The organism is Lentzea kentuckyensis, assembly GCF_002150765.1.
Taxonomy (GTDB): domain Bacteria; phylum Actinomycetota; class Actinomycetes; order Mycobacteriales; family Pseudonocardiaceae; genus Lentzea; species Lentzea kentuckyensis.
Genome location: NZ_MUYM01000003.1, coordinates 106,762 through 126,169 on the forward strand (window position 1 = coordinate 106,762; position 19,408 = coordinate 126,169).

Sequence of the window (19,408 nt, forward strand, 5' to 3'; positions counted from 1 at the left end):
CTGACGAACGGTTTGTACCAGACGTTTTCGCCGGAACGGAATGTCTGCGGGTGAACCCGACAAAGTTCGGTTTCGTTACACAAAGTGACCAGCCGCACATGTCTTGTGAAGTCGGCGTTTAGGACTTTATGCTGCGCTCCGCCTGTACGTTCGGGCCTACTGCCTGGGGGAAGATCAAATATGGCCGGCCGGAGAGCCGGGCGTTTTCGCGCGCCCAAATACCTCGTGCCCCTGCTGGGGTTGTTGCTGACGGTCACGCTCGTCATCGGCGTGGCGGGGCCTGGATTCACCGCGCTGATGCCGTGGTTCGACGGTGGCGCCAGGGAGTTGGCGGAGCAGCTCGAGAAGGCTCGCGGCCTGGCCTCCACCCAGGACGCGGGTACCGCTGACGGCCTGCCCTCCGAAGTGGACAGCCGCGAAGGCAACCTCGGGATGCCGGAGTCGGAGCAGTCGAAGCACGCGCGCCCGAAGTTCCAGAAGCCGGGTGACGGGGCGCGCAACGTGGCCTCGGTCGCGCAGGGGCCGACCAACCGGACCGGGTTCGACGCGAAGACGAGTGTCCCGAACGAACGGTCGCGAAACGAGACGACGTACCGCAACGCCGACGGCACGCTGACCACGGAGTTCAGCGAGTCGGCCGTCAACTACCGGAAACCGGACGGCAGCTGGGCGCCGATCGACCCCTCGCTGGTGCCGGAGAACGGCCGGTGGCGCAACAAGGCCGACGGGGTCGGGCTGAACCTGGCCGGTCGAGCCGATGCTCCCGACCTGGTGACGATCAAGCTCGACGACGCGCACGAGTTCGGCTACGGACTCGGTGGCGCGCGCGGCACCGCGGGTGTGCAGAGCGGTACGACGGTGACGTACGCCGGTGTCGCCGACCACACGGACCTGAAGGTCGAGTCGGTTCCGGGCGGTGCCAAGGAAGTTCTCGTCCTGCACGATCGGGCAGCGGCTCGGGTGTGGAACTTCCCGTTGCGGCTCAAGGGCTTGACCGCGAAGGTCGTCGAGGGCTCGGTCGTCCTCAGCGACGGCAGCGGCCGTGAGCGGCTGAGCATCCCGCCGGGCTTCATGACCGACTCCGCGTCGCGCACGCAGGACGCCGCTCCGGCTCAGTCCTACGGCGTGCGGTACGAGATCACCGACAACGGCCGCAACCTGCGGATGTCGCTGGACGCGGCGTGGCTGGACGACCCGGCCCGCGTGTACCCGGTCGTCGTCGACCCGACGGTGTTCGAGGGCAAGGCGGAGGCGCGGCAGATCCGGCCGGGTGCCTCGCCGATCACCAACCCCAGCGACCTCATCGTCGGCAACGGTCACACCGCGCTGGTGAGGTTCCCGTCGGTCGGTTCCGTGCTGCGCAACCACGTGATCTTCAGCGCGTCGATGCAGCTGGTGAACTACGACTCGACGACGTGTGCGCCCCAGCCGATCGTGGTGAAGTCGGTCGCGGGTGACTGGACGTCGGGCGGCAACGCCGGTCCGTCGCTGGGTGGCCCGGTTGGCGGCGGCGTTTTCTCGCACGGGTTCATGTCGGTGGGGCAGACGCGTTCGGCGTGTCCGGCCGCTCCGGAACTGCTCTACCTCGACAGCGCGGTGCCGCTGGTGCAGGGGTGGGCCAACGGTGGTGCGAACAACGGGTTCGCGTTGCAGGCCGGTAACCAGGGCAGCGGCAGCCAGTGGAAGAAGATCGTCGGTATCGGGACGGCGAACCCGCCCAAGCTGTACGTGACGCACAGCCCGTACAACGCCCAGTACCGGATCGACCAGCCGATTCCGGCGCCGCCGTTGACCAGTCAGCAGGACGGCAAGATCAAGGTGTGGGTGCGCAACAACGGCGCCAACGCCTGGGATCCCGGCAACTACGACCTGGCGTACAAGGTTTTCAACGCCGACACGCAGGCGCTGGTCGCGATCAACCGCGCCGCCGGTCTTCCCGGCACCGTGCCGGTCGGTGGTGAGGTGACGCTCGACGCCACCATCGGGAAGTTGCCGTACGGCCGGTACATCTTCGATTTCACGATGCGGCACGGGACGACGACGTTCACCGACGAGCAGGTGGCGCCGGCGCGGGTGACGTTGGAGGTCTTCAACGTTCCGCCCGTGGTGACCGAGCAGTACCCGCCGGCGGGGCAGAGCGTGGAGACGCTGCGGCCGCAGTTGTGGGCCAAGGGCGAGGACCACGAGAACGACAACTTGAACTACAAGTTCCAGATCTGTGAGAAGGACGAGGCCGGTAACCCGGTCGCGTGTTTCGACTCCGGGTACGTCGCGCCGGTGTACTGGACGGTGCCGGAGAACAAGCTGCGCTGGGACCGGGTGTACTACTGGCGTGCGTACGTCCACGACGGCACGTCGGAGAGCGAGGCGCTGGGGTTCTCGGCGCTGATCACGTCGGTGCCGCAGCCGGAGATCACCTCCCGGATGGGCAACGCCCCCTACACCGGCAACGGGCTGGGTTTCGACCCGATCGCCGGTAACTACACGACCGCGGCGATCGACGCGGCCGCCGCGACCGCAGGCCCAGAACTCAACGTCGCCCGCACGTACAACAGCCTCGACCCGCGGGCGAAGCTGACGTTCGGCAGCGGATGGACGACCCGCTACGACATGCGGGTCGTGCCGGACGACGACGGTTCCGGCAACGTGGTGCTCACCTACCCGGACGGCCAGCAGGTCCGGTTCGGCAAGAACCCCGACAACACCTTCACCCCGCCGCCCGGTCGTGCCGCGACGCTGATCCGCGGTGCGTCGGACTGGCAGCTGGTCGACAAGGACCGCACGGTCTACGGCTTCGGCAACGACGGCAGCCTGATGTCCATCAAGGACAGTGCCGGTCGGTTGGTGGAGCTCGAGTACACCGGCGGGCAGCTGTCGAAGGCGGTGAGCCGGACCAGCAACCGTTCGCTGTTCTTCACGTGGAACGCGGCGAAGACGCACGTGGAGTACGTGCGCACCGAGCAGGTCGACGGTGCCGCGCTCGAATGGAAGTACGTCTACGACGCCGACCAGTTGCGAGAGGTGTGCGACCCGACGGGGAAGTGCACCCGTTACAACTACGAGAAGGGCTCGCACTACCGCAGCACGATCCTGGACTCCCGTCCCGACTCCTACTGGCGCCTCGGCGAGGCGACCGGGGAGAGCGCGGGCAGCCAGATCAGCGTGAAGCTGGGCAAGGACACCGCGAAGTTCACGGGTGTCGCGGACAACAACCGCCAGCAGACCGGCGCCCTGAACAGCAGTGACGACCGGGCGGTGCGCCTGGGCGACGGCAGCCACGTCGCGTTGCCGGAGAAGTCCGTCAACAAGCACCGTGATCTGGCGGTCGAGCTGTGGTTCAAGACCACCTCGGCCGGCCCGCTGGTGGGCTATCAGGACAAGGCTGTCGGTGAGATGCCCGGCCGCGGCGTGCCGATGCTGTACGTGGGCTCGGACGGCAAGGTGCGTGGCCAGTTCTGGCACGGCGCGATCGACCCGATCACCTCGACCGGGACGGTGACCGACAACAACTGGCACCACGTCGTCCTGTCCGGCTCGGTCGCCAGCCAGACGTTGTTCCTGGACGGCAAGCAGGTCGGTACCCGCACGGGCCCGATCGACCACGCGCTGCTGCAGTTCGCGCAGGTGGGTTCGGCGAACACCACTGGCACGTACCCCGGGATCTCCTCTGGGCGCACGAACTTCTCCGGCTTCGTCGACGAGGTCGCGTTCTACGCCCGTCCGCTCGGGCTGAGCCAGGTCGCGACGCACTACGCCGCACAGGCCGCCGGTGACCAGATCACCGAGGTGTCGTTGCCGAGCCTGACCCGCACGGCGGCGCGGATCAGCTACGACGCGGTGCACGACCGGATGCGCGAGTACGTCGACAGCGACGGCGGCCGCTGGCAGCTCGGTGTGCCCACGGTCGGTGGCAACGAGGAGAACATCATCCGTTCGGTGCGGGTGGTGGATCCGGGCGGCCGTCCGCAGTACTACGACTTCGACGGACTGAAGGGCCGGATCCTGCGGCAGGTCACGCCGATCGGCGCGACCGTGCGTCCGGAGGACATGATCGGCCGTGACTGCACCACCAACGCGGACGGCATCGCCCAATGTGACGGTCTCGTGGTGGCGTTGGGTGTCCGGCTCTTCGGTTACGACGAGTCCGGGTTCCAGCAGACCGTCCGGGACGAGATCGGCAACTCCGCCACCCTCGTCCACGACGACCGCGGCAACCTGATCCGCAAGGTCAGCTGCCGCGAGGAGAACAACTGCCAGACCACCTACTACACCTACCAGGCGCCGACCGCGGATCCCACGGACCCGCGCACGGACAAGCTCCTCGAGACGCGGGACGCCCGCTCGTCCGGTCCGGCCGACAACACCTACCTGACGGCGTCGCGCTACACCGATTTCGGTGACCTGGAACAGGAAACGAACCCGGACGGCGGGTCGACGTTCCACCGCTACACCGACGGCACCTCCAACGCCTACGGCAGCACCACGGCGAAGGAACCGGCCCGGCTGTTGAAGTCGACCTCGGATCCGCGTGGTGCGACGACGGTGAACACCTACTACGCCAACGGTGATCTGGCGGAGACGAAGTCGCCGTCCGGTCTGCGCACGGTGTTCACCTACGACGTGCTGGGGCGCAAGAAGACCGCGACGGAGTACTCCGACGCGGTGCCGCAGGGCGCGACCACGTCGTACAAGTACGACAAGCTCGGCCGCGTCACCGAGGTGACCTACCCGGCCACCAAGAACGCGGTCACCGGCCAGACCCACGTCGAGACCGCGAAGACCGAGTACGACGCGGACGGCAACACCACCGTCGCCGAGCTCGTGGACTCCGCGGATTCGGGCAACCCGCGCCGGTCGACGTTCGAGTTCGACGAGTTCGGCCGCATGGTCAAGACCGTCGGCCCGGAGGGCAACGAAGCCTCGTTCGGCTACGACGTGTTCGGCAACCGCACCTGGGCGATCGACGCCAACGGCGCCAAGACCAGCTACACCTACACCGCCCGCAACAAGATCGCGCAGGTCCGCCTGTCCGGCTACCACGGCAAGGCGATCACCCCTGGTGCCACCGGGTTCGAGCCGCTGGACCCGGACGAACCGCTGCCGGACCTGGTGCTGGAGTCGAACCAGTACGACCACACCGGCAAGCTGGCCGTGCAGGTCGACGCGATGGGTCGACGTACCGAGTACTCCTACTACGCCGACGGCCTGGTCAAGGAGATCAGGGCCAAGGCGGACAGCAAGATCGGCACGCCGTCGATCCCGATCCAGCAGAACACCTACGACGCCGCGGGCAACCTGACCCGCCAGATCGGCATGGGCGGCAAGGTCGTCGCGCACGAGGTCGACGCGACGGGTCGCCTGAAGTCGACCATCCAGGAACCGGACACGCTGCGCCGTCGCATCGACTACACCTACGACCTGAGCGGCAACATCACGCAGGTCGTCAGGTCCGGAGCGCACTCCAACAGCGGTCAGTTCACCGCGTCGTTCAGCGAGATCGTCGACTTCGAGTACGACGCCTACGGACGCCAGACCAAGGAAACGTTGCGCGGCGGCGGCAACGGCCTGATCATCACGCGCAAGAAGTACGACCAGCGTGACCTCGTCACCTCCGTGATCGCCCCGCGGGGCAACGTTTCCGGCGCCGTCGAAGCCGACCACACCACGGAGTACAAGTACGACGAACGCGGCCGCACCACCTCCTCCATCTCTCCGCCGGTCACGACCGAGGAGTACGGCAAGGCGCCCTCGGTCACCAGGCCGACGGCGACCACGGGCTACAACGCCTTCGGTGACGCCACGGAGATCCGGAACCCGGCCGGTGGCGTCATGAAGATCGCCTACGACAAGGCCGGCCGCTCCGTGCGCACCGAGTCCCCGTCGTACCAGGCACCGGGCTCGTCCACGCCGACCGTGGGTGTCGTCTCCGTCGAGTACGACGCGATGGGCCACGCGGTCAAGACGACCGACCCGGCCGGCGCGTCCATCTGGATGTACTACGACCAGCGCGGACGCATGGTCGAGAAGCGCGACCCCGACCCGGACGCGCGCACCACCCCCGGTGGGTCGTGGCGGTACTCCTACACCCACAACGGCGACCTGCTGTCCACAGAGGACCCGACCGGCGGCACGACGCTGAGCACCTACGACCAGTTCGGTCGCCCGGTGACCCAGAGCGTGCTGGAGACCAAGCCCCAGCCGGCGGCGTTCGAGACCAAGCTGACCTACGACGCCAAGGGCAACCTGGAAACCGTCACGTCGCCGAAGAACGACGTCACCCGCTTCGGCTACGACACGCTGGGCCAGAAGACCAGCGTGACCGACCCGGCAGGCGTGGTGGCCCAACTGGGCTACGACTCGTTCGGCAACCAGGTCTACACCCGCGACGCCCAGGGCCGTGCCTCCTACCGCAAGCTGGACCAGGCGGGCAACAACGTCCAGGACGTCAACCTGGCCCCCAACGGTCAGATCCTGCGTTCCGCGAAGTACACCTACGACATCGCGGGCAACATGCTCACGGCGACCGACCCCCTGGGCAAGGTCACGAAGAGCACCTACGACGCCCTCGGCCAGCGCACCACGCTGGAAGAACCGGTGTCGGCCACCGAGTCCATCACCACGTCCTACGGCTACGACACTTCCGGGCGTCGCACCCGTGTGACGGACGGCCGCGGCAACGCGACCTTCTACACCTACAACGCACTGGGCAAGCCGGAGTCGGTCATCGAACCGTCGACGGCGACCCACCCGAACGCCGCCGACCGCACCTTCACGACGGCGTACGACGCCACCGGCAAGCCGACCGTCATGACGGCTCCTGGTGGTGTGACCCGGACTCGTGAGTACGACGGCCTCGGCCGTCTGCGCAAGGAGACCGGCGCGGGAGCGGCAGCGTCCACTTCGGAGCGTCAGGTCAGCTACGACCTGGTGGGCCGGCCGACGTCGGTGTCGGCACCGGGTGGCAGCAACACCTACTCCTACAACACCCGCGGTCTGCTGACCTCGGCCACCGGCCCGTCCGGCGACGCCTCGTTCGGCTACGACGAGGCCGGTCGCCTGACGACCCGCACCGACGCGGCGGGCACGTCGTCGTTCAGCTACGTCAACGGCCGGTTGAACTCCGCCCAGGACGGTGTGTCCGGCGCGCTCGTCGCGTTCGGCTACAACGCCGCGGGCATGGTCGAGACGATGAACTACGGCGCAGGCCGGGTTCGCACCTTCGGCTACGACGACCTGGGTCGCGAGACCTCGGACGTCACGAAGAACTCGACCGGAGCGGTCCTCGCCTCCGTCGGCTACGAGTACGACCTCGCGGACCGGCTGAAGAAGAAGACCACCGCCGGCACGGCCGGTGCGGGTGAGCAGACCTACGGCTACGACGACCTCGGCCGGATGACGTCGTGGACCTCCGGCGGGGTCACGACCGAGTACGGCTGGGACAAGTCCGGCAACCGCATCCGCAACGGCGCCAAGACCTCGACCTTCGACGAACGCAACCGCGTTCTCTCGGACGGGGACTACACCTACAAGTACTCGGCGCGTGGCACCCGCGAATCCCGCACCTCTTCGGGCTTCGAGGAGAAGTTCGAGTTCGACGCCTTCGACCGCCTGGTCAAGGTCGGCTCCGCCACGTACACGTACGACGGTCTCGACCGTGCGGTCAGCCGCGGTTCCAAGGTGTTCAAGTACTCGGGCCCCGACCAGGACCCGGTCTCGGACTCCGACACCGTGTTCGGCCGCGGCGTGGGCGGCGAGCTGCTGTCCCTGTCCTCGGGCGCCGACAAGCGCTTGTTGTTGTCCGACAAGCACGGCGACGTGGTCGGCGGCCTCGACGCGTCGGCCGCGACGTTGAAGGACTCGGCGGCGTACGACCCGTGGGGCAAGGTCACCGCTTCGTCTGGTGCGAAGCGCGCGGTCGGCTTCCAGGGCGACTGGACCGACCCGGACAGCGGCCACGTCAACATGGGCGCCCGCTGGTACGAACCCTCGTCCGGTGCGTTCGTCTCGCGTGACTCCGTCGACCAGGGCGGCCCGGGCTCCGGCGGCTTCAACCGCTACGCCTACGGCGTCGGCTCGCCGGTCAACGGCTTCGACCCCAACGGCCACAACTGGTTCAGCGACGCCGTGTCCTGGGTGGGCGACAACATCTCCACCGTCGGCCACACCGCTCTGGACGTCGCCGGCCTGGTGCCGGGCCTCGGCGAGATCGCGGACGGTATCAACGCCGTCTGGTACCTCGCCGAGGGCAACTACACCGACGCGGCCCTCTCGGCGGCGGGCATGATCCCGTTCGGCGGCTGGGGCGCGACGGCGGCGAAGTGGGGCAACCGCGGCCTCGACGCCGTGCGTCGTGGCGACAACGTCCCGACCCCGCGCACCCCGGACGCACCGCACCCGAGGCGCCCGGACGGCCCGAACGCGGGCAAGGGCCCGGACGGCATGCCGATGAAGAAGGTCGACACGCCCAACGCGTCGAAGTCCTTGCCAGACCCGAGAAAGCTGGCGGCCGAGGCCGCCGCCAAACGGGCCGCGGCGGCAGCAGCGGCCTACCAGGCAGCGGTACGTCGCACGGTGGCGGCGAAGGCAGCTGTGGCTCGGGCCGTGAAGTCCAACCCGATCCCCACGCTCAAGGCGGCGCTGAAGCCGCGCATCGCCAACGCCAAGAACATCATCTCGGCGATGCCGAACGCACCGGCCCGCATCGTCCAGACCGCGGTCACGAACGTCCAGGACCTCAACAAGGTCTACGAGACGATCAAGACCGCCATCCTGGGCGTGGGCAAGGAGGTCGTGAAGGAAGCGGCCCAGGCCCAGGTCGCGGAAACCCTCGCCACGATGGGCGTCCCTTACGCCGAGGACATCCTCGACCTGGCCGGCGGCGGTCGTAAGAAGAAACGGACCGGCGACAAGGGCAAGGAGGCCAAGCAGGAGGCGTCAGGTGGTGCGGGTTGCCGAACCTCCTACGACTCCAACAGCTTCTCCGGCGAGACCCTGGTGCTGCTGGCTTCCGGTAAGCGCAAGCCGATCGCATCCATGTCGATCGGGGACGTCGTCATGGCGACCGACCCGACCACTGGCATCGCGGCGGCCAAGACGGTCACCGACGTCCGCTCGCACGTCGCTGACCGGAAGCTTTACGAGATCACGGTGTCCGCGGACTCCGGCAACGGCTCCCTCGTCGCCACCGACGAACACCCGTTCTGGGTCGACAGCGAGAACAAGTGGATCCACGCCGAGGACCTGAAGCCGGGCTACACCTTCACCACGGCGGACGGCCGACCGGCGACGGTCACGGGCACGCGTTCGTTCTCGGACGCACGCCGCGTCTACAACCTGACCGTTGACGGCCTGCACACGTACTTCGTGGCTGCGGGTGCGGTAAGCCTGCTCACTCACAACAGCGACGCGGACCACTACCCGCTGCTCGGCCAGGGCTGCCCGATCAACCCGGTGCCCAAGGGGCCGGAGGGTGGCAAGGCCGCGCCTCGCGAGATGGGTGCGGGACCGGCTGACTGGGATGCCGATCGCGACCTGACTTCGCGGCTCTGGGAGGCCACGGGCTGGCTGAAGAGCTTCGGAATCAGTCATCCAGGCGGAGGAAAGCAGCGTTCGTACGTCGCTGGTGTCAGGCGCTCGGACGGTGCGATCGCGCTGTCGACGTCAGGCAGCCTTCAAGGGTTCAACGGCAATGCCTCGTGCGGTGTCTCGCACTGTGCGGAGGGCAATGTCGTGCACCTGCTCGGAGGCGATGCGAGGAATGTCGTCATGACGGTCGCCTACCAGTTCAAGAGGAACGACGCGGGGCTGTACGTCCGGAACGTCAGCCCTGTGTGCCACCTGTGCCAGGAGCAGTACCCGCCGTCGAACTTCGGCCCGGGGGTCTACGGTGAGAGGGGCGGCAACTGGCAGCGGAAAGGCCTTGGGTGAGTTCTGACCTGGTTGAACTGGAGATCCTTCGCCACGACTGGGCTGCCATGACCTGTGGCTGTGGCAGCTCGGCGCAGCACCTCCAGGAAGATCTGCTTGACCTGGCCGGTGCAGGAAAGGCAACGAACCTTTCAGAGCACCTGCTGCCTGCGGGCGAGGTGCTGGTGGAGGTGTCGCTGCCGGCTCTGAGGGTGCTCCTGGCGATCATCGCGAGTGATCCGCCGGGGGCCGCTCGGCTCGAGTGCTACTGGCTGGTCACGGGTCTGGTCGGCAACAACGTCTCTCGAGGAGAGGGCGACCTGATGCCGGCCATGCGCGCGGCGGCACGGGAAGCGCTGTGGGTGTTCTACGCGGAAGTCTTGTCGGGACGGAGCGCGGGCATGGCCGGCTACGCGTTCGAGATCCTCTACCTGCTCGAGGAGGACGAGGATCGCCTGGAGGACCTGCGCAACGTGGCTGATCGCCGGTTGCCCAATGACATTCACTCCGGCGGGTACAAGCACGAGTGACGAAGAATCGGCGGGGTCACCTTTCACCGGGTGGCCCCGTCTTCGCTCAGGCCGTGTGCTGTTCGGCGCGGTCGTTCGCCGGGAGGAACTGGCGCGATCTCGCTATGACCGGTGTGGCCCAGAACCGCACCCAATACCCGGCCGCGTGTGCCCGCGACACGATGCCGTGGAGTTTCTCCCGCTCGGACACCGGCATGACGCGCGTGCTCACTCGTAGCGTCAAGCGCACCGGTTGTTAGGGCCGGACGGGCGGTCAGCGCAGAGCTAATCGAACTGCCAGCGTCCAACCTGGCGTTCGCGGCCAATTTGCAGACGGCGGTGGGCTCGCTGCAGGACGTGGCGGCGATCATCAAGGCGGGCAATCCGGACAGAATGGCGAGGCTCTGCGGAGAACTCGGGACAGAGCTGAAGTACGACAAAGCGTAAGAGGCCGTCTATGCGACGACCTCTCCGCGTGTTGTTAACGCTCGTGTCCGAGGAGCACGCTAAGCACACGCTTCGACGTGAGGTGAGCCCGTCCCGCGTGTACTCGGGGCTGGGACTGGGACTGGGGCAGCGGGACGGCCGGAACCTCACATCTGCCTGCTCCTCCTTGCGGTCGAGAGCGACCGTGTCCGCATCAGTACCGGTCCCGGCACGCGGATCACGGCACCACCACCGGGCAGGCGGTGGCGCCGCTCGTCGCGCAGCTGACGCGGCCGACGATCGCCGGGCTGATCGGCGAGTTCGCGGCGATGTGGTCGGCCAGCACCTGGTCCATGATGCCCCTGGTGGTCACGCGGCTGGAGAAGTTCGGGTAACCGTCGCCGCCGTTGGACATGAAGTCGTTCTCCGCCAACGAGTACGTCGCCGCAGCTGTCAGGTCCACCGCCGCGCCGGTGCACGACCCGTCTGCGGCCTGCCGCACCGCGGACACCACGCGTGACCCGGCGGGAGCCGAGATGTCGTAGGTGAAGCAAAGTCCGGACACCTCGGGGAAGCGGCCATTGGCGCCCGGCATCTGTGAGACACCGTTCTCCAGCATGCTCTTGAGCTCGGCGCCGTTGACGGTCAGCGTCGTCACGATGTTGCCGAACGGCAGCACACCCAGCACCTGGCCGCGCGTGATCGGGTACGGCGGCGGGGTGAAGGCCGGGCAGAAGTCGTTCGGGTTGTCCGTCGTCGGGCACGTCAGGTCGGCGCGCAGGCCGCCGGAGTTCGTGATGGCGAACTCCACGCCGTACGTGAGCCGCATCGCGTCGGTGACCGTGTTGCCCACCAACGACTCGCATGTGCGCCCCGCGCCGTTGCCGCACGCGTCGGCGCGCGGGATGACGCGGGTGGCGCTGCCGATCACCGTGCTGAGGACCGGTGCGAGCTGCGCGTTGAGATCGTTGATGCGGCCCTGGATCGCGGGATCGGCGGTGATACCGATGTCCCACGGCTTGTGGAAGTCCGCGGTCTTGTAGACGACCTGCTTGGAGCGCGTGTCGACGACCAGGCGTACGCGGGTGAACCGGAGACCTTTGCTGCGGTTCTCCGTCACCAGCACGCCGTTCGAGCGCGTTGCGGCAACCTGGAAGTCGGTGTGGTCGCCCAGAACGGCGTCCACGTTGGACACGTTGTCGGCCAGGTTCACCACCGGACCGGTCGGGGAGGTGATCGTGCCCGCCGTCGCGCCGAGGTGGCCGAGTGCCACGATCGCGTTGACACCACGGGACTTCAGCCGTGCGGCCTCCGCGTTCACGGCGGCTGTCGAGTTGGTCAGCTGGAACGGGGCGATCGCGCCGGGCGCGGTCAGCTCCAGCAGGTCGTCGTTGGAGAAGCCGACGATGCCGAGCTTGACGCCGCCGAAGGTGTCCACCACGGCCGACGGGGCCCACTCGCGCGGGGTCCTGCCCGCCGAGTCCACGATGTTGGCGGAGAGGAACCTGTACTGCGCCAACGGGATCAGGGTTTCGCGCAGGTACGCCTGGCCCTTGTCGAAGTTGTGGTTGCCGAGCCCGTCGAAGGTGAAGCCCATGGCGTTCATCAGCTCGATGGTCGGTTTGTCGCCGAAGAACGCGGAGATCGGCGGGGTCGCGCCCACCGAGTCGCCGCCGGCGACGGTGATCGAGCCGTTGGTGGCCTCCGCGCGGTACACGTCGAACCACGGCTTCAAGAACGCCGAACCGCCGATGCCGAACATCGGGTCGGCACCGCCCGGAACCGTGTCGGCGGCCTCGCTCAGCGGCACCAGCTGGCCGTGGTAGTCGCTGATGTTCAGCACGGTCAGCTCTCTCAGCGAGCCGGGCTGCGGCAGCAGCGAGTACAGGACGCGGCCGCGCGCGTTCAGCGGGCCGGGCACGCCGAGCAGCAGCGCCATGGTCGGTGCCAGGTCGATCGCCCGGACACCGGCCAGCGGGCTCTGCTTGCGGATACCAGGACCCGATGCGATGAAGACGGCGTGCATGTTCACGCCGTGCGCCAAGTCCACCAGGTCCGGGAGGTAGCCGTGCTGACCGAAGAACTGACTGAACGCGATCAGCTGGCCCGGAGTCGCGGCGTCGAACTGGTACGGCGGGCGGGTCACCACGACCACGTCGCCGGAACGTGACGGGTGCAGTGAGTCGGAGCCGTCTACGTTGCGCAGCTCCTCCTTCTTCATCACCTTCAGCACGACCTGCTTGCCGTTGTGCGTCAGGCCGCTGAAGGCGTTGATGATGTGGGTGCGCACGGCCTCGTAGTCGGCCGCGGGCACCACGCCGCCCGGATCGCGGCCGGCGAGCGAGATGTAGATCTGTGCGGTCCCACCGGCGTAGCAGGCCTTCGCCTTCGTTGCACCACTCGCCGCGGCCCGGCAGTTGCCGGACTGCTCGGCGCCCTGCAAGCCCGCGTCGGCGAGCACCTTGCCCGCGTTGAGCGCGTACCACTGCGGCGCGAACCCGTGGTCGCTGGCCGCCATCGTCGTCGGGTTGCCGCCCATCAACGCGCGGGCGTGCGCGAGTTTGGCGTCCGCCTCGTGGTAGGCCGCACGGAGGTAGCCCTCGCGGATCGACAGACGGTCGTCCTTCACGCCGTCGCCGTTGACGTCGTCGAAGTACGGGTTCGCCGCACCGTCCATGTCGGTCGGGACGGTGAGCCCGAGGAACTGGTGCGAGAACTCGTCGGTCACCGGGTAGCCGACCTGTGCGAGCTGGGTGTCCGGCTGCAGCGTGCCCAGCACGTACTGAAGCACCGCGTCGCCGTGGGCCTTCTCCAGGTTCAGCCCCTGCTGGACGTAGGTGTCCTCGTCGATGATCCGCGCCTCCAGCGGCGCGAAGTCCGCGGCCACCGCGGTCGGCACGTTCTCGGCGAGGTACTTCTCCAGCCGGTCCTCCCCGGCGCCACCCGCGGGCAGCGCGTTGCACGCCGCCGTGCCGCAGGTGGCGATCAGACGCTCGACCGAGGTGAAGTACAGCTTGAACGACGACAGGTCGGACGCGAGGCCGATCAGCTTCGTGTAGAAGCCCGCCGCCTGCCCGGCGCGTGCGCCGATCAGCCCGTCCGCGCCGCGCAGCTTGACCTCCTTGAAGTCGCCCTGCGTCAACGCCACGGCCTGCGAGGCGTCTTTGCCCGCGTTCGCCGGAGTCATCAGCACGCGGTCGTACGCCGCGGCCCCGTCCACGTTCGCGTCGAACACGTAGATGTCGTAGGTCCGCGTCGGGTTCTGCGCCGCGGACGTCGTCACGATGGTCACGCTGGTCTGCTTCGGCGGTGCCGCGGGATCACCGGCGGGCACGTTCGTCCAGCCGTCGGCCGGGCTGAACGCCGCGACCTGGTACGACAACCCGAACGCCGCCGCGCCCGCCTGCTCGTCCGGCACCACCGGTGCCGTCAACACGCCGCGCGTGGAGAAGAAGTTGGCGAAGTCCACGGTCGGGCCCGCGATCTTCGCGGCCGCACCGCCCACCCAGTCGATCTGCGCGACCTTCTTGCCCGCCCGTTCGGCGCTGGCGGCCAGGGTGTCCGCCTGCAGCACCCCGGTACCGGAGAACGACGTGCGGTTGCTGAAGTTCGGCTCGCCGGTCCGGTGGAACGTGTTGTTCGTCGAACCGTGTTCACCGGGGTAGGTGCCCGTGGCCATCGTGTACCAGCCAACGCCCGTGTTGGGCGGGAAAGCCTGGACCATGCCGTTCGCACCCTTGACGCCGTCGGCCATCAACTTCGCGTACGTGGGCATGGCGCCCGCGGCCGCGTACTTGTCGACCAGATCGGGCCGCATGCCGTCCGAGGCGAAGAACACGGCCCGCGCCGCGGCTCCGACGACGGGCGCCGCCGTGGCGGTGACGGGAGGGGACACGGCCACCAGCGGAACGACAGAGGCCAGAGCGACTAGGCGGGTGCGGAGCATGGCAGATCCCTCCAGGTGCCTGCCCCGACCCGCCCAAAGCTTAGGTCCGTTCGCGCGGTCTCACCTACGGCCGAACGACCCTGTTATCCCCGACAGCAGCACCCCTCAGAGGTGAGGCCAGCTCCGTGATGGCCGGCTGGTTCGGAGGCGAAGCGCTGAATGTAGGGATCGTCTACAACGCAATGGGCCGGATGCTCGATGTGAGCATCCGGCCCATTGGTAGGGATGAAGCAAGTGTCCGAGAAGCGACTTGCTCTCTATCCCTACGCCTCGACTTCGGCTGAGGACGGTCGTTGACTTGTCCTGTCGTCCCATGATGCGTACGCGGTTTGGGACGGGTCGGCGGGACAGCCAGAACCTGGCATCTATCAGGGGCAACAACTCTGATTGGCGAGTGTGGGACAAGCCGGGAGACCTGTCCCACACTCGCACGGCTGGCTGTAGGTTCCGGCTCTTCAGGCGTCGTCTTGGGCAGGACAGGACATGCTGGTTGGCAACGTGTCGAACTGGTGTTCGTTCGTCCGGCGAGCCGCAGGCAGGATCGAGGCGCGACGGAGCACACTGGACGGGTTCAGGTGCTGGTCGACGTCGAGCGTCCACTTTCTACGGACGCCCACGCAGCACCCCGTAGGCGCTGGGGTTCAACATGGGCACTGTTGAGAACGAAGGCCAAGCCGTCGATGCTTCGGCGGCCGGAGTGAGTGCCGAAGCATCGACGCAGGTCGGCAAGCCGCCTCTGATTCCGAGTTCGCCCACGCTTAAATCTCTGGCCTCTCGCTACGACGAGGAGCAGCACTCCGTTTACCTGAGACACCTACAGGACGCGGTGAAGGAGTCGCGGAATCTCAACATCGCGCTCACTGGCCGGTATGGGACGGGCAAATCGAGTGTGCTAGACGAGTTCGAGGCGAAGAATCAGCGTAAGACTATTCGCATCGCGATCTCCACTCTTGGGCCGACTGCTGATGAAGCGTCGCTCACGAACCAGATCCAGAAAGAACTGGTCAAGCAACTCCTCTACCGAGGGGCTCCGCGGGAGTTTCGCTTCTCGCGGTTCAACCGTATCGTCCCTCTGTCACGAACCCGAGCAGTCCTTGAAGCGATCGGTGTTGTTGTCTTAGTTGCCGTAGCGCTTGCCCTGCTCGGTTGGCTGCCAACTGTAGCCGCCGCTGGGTCTAGTCACTATTGGCTGGTTCGGGGCTTGGCAGTGGTTGCTGTCGCTGCTCCCGTAGTGGGCGCTCTTGCGCTGTTGAGGGTGTTCCTCCATCGCTTCAACATCTCTGATGTCTCGGCGGCTGGAACTGCAGTTAAGTTCGCTCCGCGAGTGTCAGCCTACTTCGACGAGTACGTGGAAGACATCGTTTACATATTCGATACGGTGGCGCCAAGATATGTTATTTTCGAAGATCTCGATCGTTTCGATGATCCTCACATCTTCGAGGCGCTTCGTGAGCTTAACACCTTGCTAAACCAGACGCCTGCACGTCGAAAGAAAAACAGGCGCGTCCGGTTCATCTACGCCATCAAGGACAGCTTGTTTGAACGACTGGGAGAGCTTGGCGAGGATTCGAAAGACGATGCGGTAGCTGCAGAAACCGTGCGGGCCAATCGCACGAAGTTCTTCGACGTTGTCATCCCGATCGTGCCATTTATCTCACACCGGAATGCGCGTGAGCTCCTCGACGGGCTGATGAAAGAGGCGGGTATCAATGGCGTGGACCGGCGACTCGTCGCTCTCGTCGCTCGACATGCAACGGATATGCGGTTGTTGCAGAACATCTGCAACGAGTACCTCGTATTCGCCCAGAGGCTGCTTACCACTACCAAGATCGCTCCCGGTGTAGGCGCAACTAACCTGTTCGCGCTCGTCGTCTATAAGAACTTTCATCTCAAGGACTTCGAGAACATCGCCCGCCGCGAGAGCAACCTAGACGAGCTGTACGAGCTACGTCGGAAGCTGGTGCGGACATCTGTCGACAGATGCGAGCAAGAAAAGCGTGATCTCCGCACCAATCCGCGCAGAGGTGTGCGGTTATCATTGACGGCCAAACAGGCCGGTGCGCAGCTGGTCCGTGCTGCAAAGGTAGTCACCATTGTGACTGGCCAGCCCAAGCGGCAATATCTGTTTATCGTCGGCGGGAATGAGTACACCCAGGAAGCCGTGACTCTTCGAGGGTTCTGGGCCTCCGTCGCCCAGGTGGGGGAGATTGCGCTCTATGCTCATCCCGAAGGGAACGATGCTGCCAGGCAGCATTTGATCACCTTCAATCGTGATCAACTGAACACCATGTTTCCCAACTCGATGAGCAAAGAGCGGTGGGCTGCGCTCGAAGAGGAAGCGATTCAGGAGACCTTGGATCAGCTAGATCGCGACATTGCACTCCTCCGCGGCGCGGACTTCAGCGATCTTGTCGAGAATAACCAGTTCACCCTCGAACTGGAATCTGGTCCGGCGACCTTTCTCACTCTTGTGCACGCCACGCTTAAGTCTAAGCTTGCATGCGCCATGGTCGCGCAAGGGTTCCTAGACAGGAACTTTGCCCTCTATGCCGCACAGTTCTACGGGGACTTCACCGGTGTTGACGTGGCCAACTTTATCGTGCAGCACGTCGAAACCAATACGATGGATATCGACTATACCTTCAGTGGTAGTACCGCCATCGCGAACCTCCTCTCGGAAACAGAAGACGACTTCTGTCGCACGGTCAGCGCATACAACATCCAGATTCTCGATTATCTCTTGGAACAGCGCGATGATCGGGCGGATGATGTGGCAGATACGGTCGCATCGAACTTCGGTGAGCAAGCGAAGTCCTTTTTGAGCGCTTACTTCAACTCGGGCAAGCACCGTTCACGGTTCGCTGGTCTGCTGGCTAAACGTCCCTGGCGGTTGGTGTTCACGCAGCTGGTTCGCGATACCGAGATCCCTGCGGACATTCGCCCTGAGCTGGTGAGTGCTGCGCTCCAGGAGGCAGTTAGTAGCCGTGCTTACGACCTGGGGAACGAAGTTATCAAGTTCATCGTCGACAACTACCTCGACATGGACGTGTTCACAGCTATGGGCGATGACGCGACCGCGGAGAAGCTCGTCCTGCTGATTAGAGAAGTGAGCACGACGCTCCCGAAGCTAGCGGGCATAACGGACGCTGTTCGGAAGACGGTTGTCCGCGAGAAGCTGTACGATCTCACCGCAGATAACCTCCGAGCGGCACTTGGGGTAGCTGGCGAAGTAAGCTTCGACAGAACGCGTGAGAACTCGGACGTCTACGAACTCTGCCTCGATAATCCAGACGCATATCTGACCGCGATGGAGGACGATGGCCCCACTGACTACACCGTCCTCACGGAGCAGGCGCTCACCGAAGTTCTCAAGCATGCAGCTTCATCCTGGGAACCAGAACAAGTTCGGCGGCTGGTAGCCAGTGCCTCGCCTAGCAGTCGACTTGTGAACCTCGGCGTGGTGCCTCCCTCCAGCTGGCCGGACCTTGCGGCCCATCACCTCTTCAAAGCCACTGCGGAGAATGTCTGGGCCTACATCGAGAATATCGGAGCCATCGATGCAAGTCTTGCCGGCTTGCTCAGACAGTCAGGGCGTATAGACCTTGACGGTGCGCCCGACGAGATAACTAAGCAAGTTGCCGTCAAAGTGCTCAACGCGCGGGAGGTGATCGCTGAGGCGAGCATTCGGGTTAGCTTGGTCGTGAGCCTGGAACTGAGCGTGTACATCAGTGCCTCGGAGGTTCAGGCTGAATCTGGCGATCTCTTGGCGTTGCTGCTTGAACACGACGTGGTGAAAGGCTCGATCGAAGTCTTCACCCAGTTCAGTGCCGCAGGCTGGACGACTCTTGAGCCGGCGATCGCAAAGTCGAGCGCATTCGTCGAGTTTATGACGCCTGAACTGGTCAGCAGCTTCGTCTCTGAGCTGCTGACCAGCGGTTTGGTGCCAGAGCCGGTGAAGGACAAAGTCATGAACGGCCTGGCAGAGTACGTCGCGGACGACGACTTTGAGACGCTGTCGGCTGCAGGCAGGCGCGCTCTTGCGGGCAGACAAGTCCTTCCTGTGGGGCAGGTCAAACGGATCGCCGCCGCTACCGAGGACAAGGATCTCGTGGTTCGGCTACTGCTTTTGTTCTCGCCGCTACCGCCAGCCATAGAGATCGTGAATGCTCTGGCCCCGCTCGGCGAGCCATATAGTTTTCTGTCGAGCCACGCGAAGTTGGGTTTTGTAATTTCCGGCGATGAAGCTCACCGGACGATCTTCGATCATCTCAAAGCAGCTGGCGTTGTGAGGCTCACGAAGAAGCGCCTCAGGGAAGCGTACAGCGTAAAGATAATTACATAGATCCACTGAAGGGTGGGCGGCAGGAACGGCTAGTCGTCGGCACGTTGTTTGCTGAGAATCATTTGCGTGAGCACTTCACTCTTCCTTGCTGTAGACGGTTCCAGCGCCGGCGTCAACATCATTTAGGGCGAGTAGGTCAAAGGTGAGCGTTCTGAAGCCTCGACCCAGGCAGCGCATGCCATCGATCCCTGGCGGCAAGTCTGGTTCTGCCAGCGCCTTCGATCGCAGCGCGCTGTAGCTGCGGCTACAGGCCGACTCGCCGATGAATGCTGGATGACG

Annotated in this window: 5 protein-coding genes; 3 read left to right on the plus strand and 2 right to left on the minus strand. The window is 65.7% G+C overall.

What is annotated here, in order from left to right; genetic code table 11:
• Nucleotides 1-180: 180 nt before the first annotated feature.
• On the plus strand, nt 181-9,927 hold the full coding sequence (locus B0F77_RS02260; protein WP_086661059.1) for a polymorphic toxin-type HINT domain-containing protein: 9,747 nt from the start codon (nt 181-183) through the stop codon (nt 9,925-9,927).
• Entirely contained in the window at nt 9,924-10,436 is a 513-nt protein-coding gene (locus B0F77_RS02265) for a hypothetical protein (protein ID WP_143466529.1), read from the plus strand. Before B0F77_RS02260 ends, B0F77_RS02265 begins: the two co-directional genes overlap by 4 nt.
• 46 nt (nt 10,437-10,482) lie before the next feature.
• Here the strand turns inward: B0F77_RS02265 and B0F77_RS47640 are convergent, their stop codons facing one another.
• Nucleotides 10,483-10,647 carry a hypothetical protein gene (locus B0F77_RS47640; RefSeq protein WP_158102569.1) on the minus strand — a complete coding sequence of 55 codons (165 nt, stop codon included), beginning with the start codon at nt 10,645-10,647 and terminating at the stop codon, nt 10,483-10,485.
• A gap of 432 nt (nt 10,648-11,079) precedes the next feature.
• Nucleotides 11,080-14,787 (minus strand): 5'-nucleotidase C-terminal domain-containing protein, encoded by a 3,708-nt coding sequence (locus B0F77_RS02270; protein WP_086661061.1) that lies wholly within the window; start codon nt 14,785-14,787, stop codon nt 11,080-11,082.
• 646 nt (nt 14,788-15,433) lie between these two features.
• On the opposite strand from B0F77_RS02270, the gene B0F77_RS02275 reads away from it, so the two are divergent.
• Complete coding sequence (locus B0F77_RS02275; protein ID WP_143466530.1) at nt 15,434-19,129, plus strand: YobI family P-loop NTPase; 3,696 nt, start codon at nt 15,434-15,436, stop codon at nt 19,127-19,129.
• The last annotated feature ends 279 nt before the right edge of the window (nt 19,130-19,408 follow it).

Bases quoted from the DNA above. Each gene is read 5' to 3' on its own strand.
- B0F77_RS02275 (WP_143466530.1), top strand. From the start codon at position 15,434: ATGGGCACTGTTGAGAACGAAGGCCAAGCCGTCGATGCTTCGGCGGCC.
- B0F77_RS02260 (WP_086661059.1), top strand. From the start codon at position 181: ATGGCCGGCCGGAGAGCCGGGCGTTTTCGCGCGCCCAAATACCTCGTG.
- B0F77_RS02270 (WP_086661061.1), bottom strand. From the start codon at position 14,787: ATGCTCCGCACCCGCCTAGTCGCTCTGGCCTCTGTCGTTCCGCTGGTG.